The organism is Kitasatospora sp. NPDC059571 (assembly GCF_042735675.1).
Classification (GTDB): Bacteria; Actinomycetota; Actinomycetes; order Streptomycetales; family Streptomycetaceae; genus Kitasatospora.
The window spans coordinates 4,820-7,569 of record NZ_JBHWBW010000388.1 but is presented as its reverse complement, the minus strand read 5'-3'; the positions used below and the strand labels follow the sequence as shown (position 1 = coordinate 7,569).

At 75.1% G+C, this 2,750-nt stretch carries 3 protein-coding genes and 1 pseudogene; 1 reads left to right on the top strand and 3 read right to left on the bottom strand.

Annotated features, from left to right (window positions below):
• The first annotated feature begins 80 nt into the window (after positions 1-80).
• Positions 81-857, top strand: coding sequence for a TetR/AcrR family transcriptional regulator (locus ACFV0G_RS30580; protein ID WP_380555048.1), 777 nt, complete (start codon positions 81-83; stop codon positions 855-857).
• A 13-nt stretch (positions 858-870) separates the two neighbouring features.
• Here ACFV0G_RS30580 and ACFV0G_RS30575 read toward each other — a convergent pair whose 3' ends face one another.
• From ACFV0G_RS30575 to ACFV0G_RS30565, 3 genes and pseudogenes are all read right to left on the bottom strand, one after another.
• Positions 871-1,296, bottom strand: coding sequence for a hydrolase (locus ACFV0G_RS30575; RefSeq protein ID WP_380555047.1), 426 nt, complete (start codon positions 1,294-1,296; stop codon positions 871-873).
• A 97-nt stretch (positions 1,297-1,393) separates the two neighbouring features.
• Complete coding sequence (locus ACFV0G_RS30570) at positions 1,394-2,188, bottom strand: DeoR/GlpR family DNA-binding transcription regulator (protein WP_380555045.1); 795 nt, start codon at positions 2,186-2,188, stop codon at positions 1,394-1,396.
• Positions 2,189-2,267: 79 nt separating this feature from the next.
• Positions 2,268-2,750 (bottom strand): annotated as a pseudogene (locus ACFV0G_RS30565) (sporulation protein); the annotation flags it as partial.

The following is a 2,750-nucleotide window of genomic DNA, read 5'->3' as shown; positions in this document are numbered from 1 at the left end:
CAGGCCGGCTGACCGCCGCTCTACGATCGCTGCAGGGCGGCCCCTCCGGCGGCCCTGCAGCGATCAGCGAAGGACGAAGCATGGCCGACAAGCCCCGCGACCCCGCCGTCAGCGTGTGGGTGGCCCCGCCGAAGGGCCGTCGGCGGGGCAGCGCCCCCGCGGGGCTGAGCCGGGACCGGATCGTCCGCGCGGCCGTGGACCTGCTGGACGCCGACGGCGTCGCGGCCTTCTCGATGCGCCGGCTGGCCGCCGCCCTGGACGTCACCGCCATGTCCGTCTACTGGTACGTCGACACCAAGGACGACCTGCTGGAGCTCGCCCTGGACGAGGTGCTCGGCGGGATGTCCCTCCCGCCGCTCGGCGACGGCGACGACTGGCGGGCCCACCTCCGGACGATGGCCCACCAGTACCGGCAGTGCTTCCAGCAGCACCCGTGGGCCGCCGAACTCACCGGCCGCTACCTGGCGCTGGGCCCGAACGCACTCTTCTTCTCGACCAGCGCGATCGGCGCGATCACCCGCAGCGGCCTGCCCGGCGACCAGTACGGCGGCGCCCTCGGCCTGCTCTTCCAGTACGTCTACGGCTTCGCCCAGGTGGAGGCGCAGTGGCAGCTGCGGGTGAGGGCCTCCGGGCTGGACGAGGACGCCTTCCACGCCCAGGTCTTCGGCATCGTCGAGCAGGCCGACCGCCGCTTCCTGGAGAACGAGGAGCTGGTCCGGTCCCACGTCGAGGGCGGCGCCGCGGCCGCCCGCGACCGGCAGTTCGAACAGGGCCTGGCCATGGCCCTGGCCGGGATCGACGCCGCGATCGCCGCAGCCCCCGCGGCCCAGGGCCCGTCCGGGACGTCCCGGGAGTAGGCCGCGGCGGACGCTACGTCGGCGCCGTGACCCGCTTGACGCCCACCAGGACCCGGTAGCGCTCGCGGGCCGCGAAGTCGGCGCCGGACCAGACCGCGGGCCGGCCCGCCTCGGCGCACAGGTGGAGCACCCGGTCCTCGCCCGCGCAGATGCCGACATGGGCGCCGTAGGCGTCGTCCGTGCCGTTGAACAGCAGCAGGTCGAGCGGTCGGGGCGCGGTGACCCGGACGGTGGCCGCGGTGTCCTCCCAGAGCTCGCTGGAGCGGAACTCCGGCACGTGCAGGCCGTAGTGGGCGAGCACCGCGTAGGCGAACAGCTGGCAGTTGGCGCCGGGGGCCAGCCCGGGCAGCTCGGCCACGGCCTGCGACCCCGGGTAGCGGGCGGCGGCGTACGGCACCGCCCAGAAGGCGGCCGGAAGGTCCGTCAGCAGGGAGTCCACACCGCCATGGTGCCCGCTCCCGTCCGCCCGGCGCGGCCCGATGCCGCAACGCGGCGCCACCCGTTCAGGTCGGCCCGCGACGGGCGTGCACGACCCGTCAGGCGATCAGCACCTCGCCGATCAGCTCGCGGGCGGCCTCGGCGGCCCGCGACGGCAGCCCGGCGTCGGTGACCCAGACGCCGACCTCGCCCAGTTCGGCGAAGGTGGACAGACCGACCGTGCCCCACTTGGTGTGGTCGGCGACCAGGACCGTCCGGTGGGCCGAGGCGATGAAGGCCCGGTTGGTCTCGGCCTCGGCGAGGTTGGGCGTCGACAGGCCGGCCTCGGCCGAGATCCCGTGCGTGCCGAGGAACAGCAGGTCGAAGCGGAGCGAGCGGATCGCCCGGTCCGCGACCGGCCCGACCAGGGAGTCCGAGGGGGTGCGCACCCCACCGGTGAGCACCACCGTGGCGGCCGGGCCGCCGGCCCGCTGGGCCTGCTCGAACACGTCCGAGACCCGCACCGAGTTGGTGACCACCGTCAGCCGTTCGATGCCGGTGAGCTCGCGGGCCAGCGCGTAGGTGGTGGTGCCGCCGGACAGCGCGATCGCGGCGCCGGGGGCGACCAGCCGGGCGGCCTCCCGGGCGATCGCCTCCTTGGCGCTCAGCTCCAGCGCGGACTTGGCCTCGAAGCCCGGTTCGTGGGTGCGGGCCGCCTCGCTCGGCACCGCGCCGCCGTGCACCTTCTCGACCGCCCCGGCCCGGGCCAGCGCGTCGAGGTCGCGGCGGATGGTCATGTCGGAGACGTTCAGCTGGCGGGTGAGCTCGTTGACCCGGACGCCGCCGCGCCGCCGAACCTCGTCGAGGATCATCGCGCGGCGCTGCTCGGCGAGCAGCTGGGCGTGGTCGGTCACAACTCCTCCTCCGGTCGGCCGGCCCCCATCCTGCCACGCCGCCCCGGCCCGAGGACGGCTCGGGGCGGCCCGCCCGAGGTCAGCCCGGCAGGTCGGCGGGGACGAGCAGTTGCAGCTCCTCGGTGGACGGGTCGGCGACCTGGGCGACCCGCATGGCGTGCCGCTCGACCATCGTCTCGAACACCTGCCGGGCGGTCCGCCCGTTGCCGAACGCCGGCCCCCGTTCCAGGCCGGCGAAGTGGTCGAGCAGGGCGTGCTCGGTCGCCTCGGCCAGCGCGTACTCGTGCTCGGCGCACTGCGCGCGGGCGATCTCCAGCAGCTCGTGCGCGGAGTAGTCGGGGAACGCGACGGTCCGTGAGAAGCGCGAGGACAGGCCCGGGTTCGCGGCCAGGAACCGCTCCATCTCGGCGGTGTACCCGGCGACGATCACCACGACCTCGTCGCGGTGGTCCTCCATCAGCTTCACCAGGGTGTCGATGGCCTCCCGGCCGAAGTCCCCCCCGCCCTCCACCGGCGCCAGCGCGTTCGCCGCGGCGATGTAACTCACCCCCCCCCGGGCCCG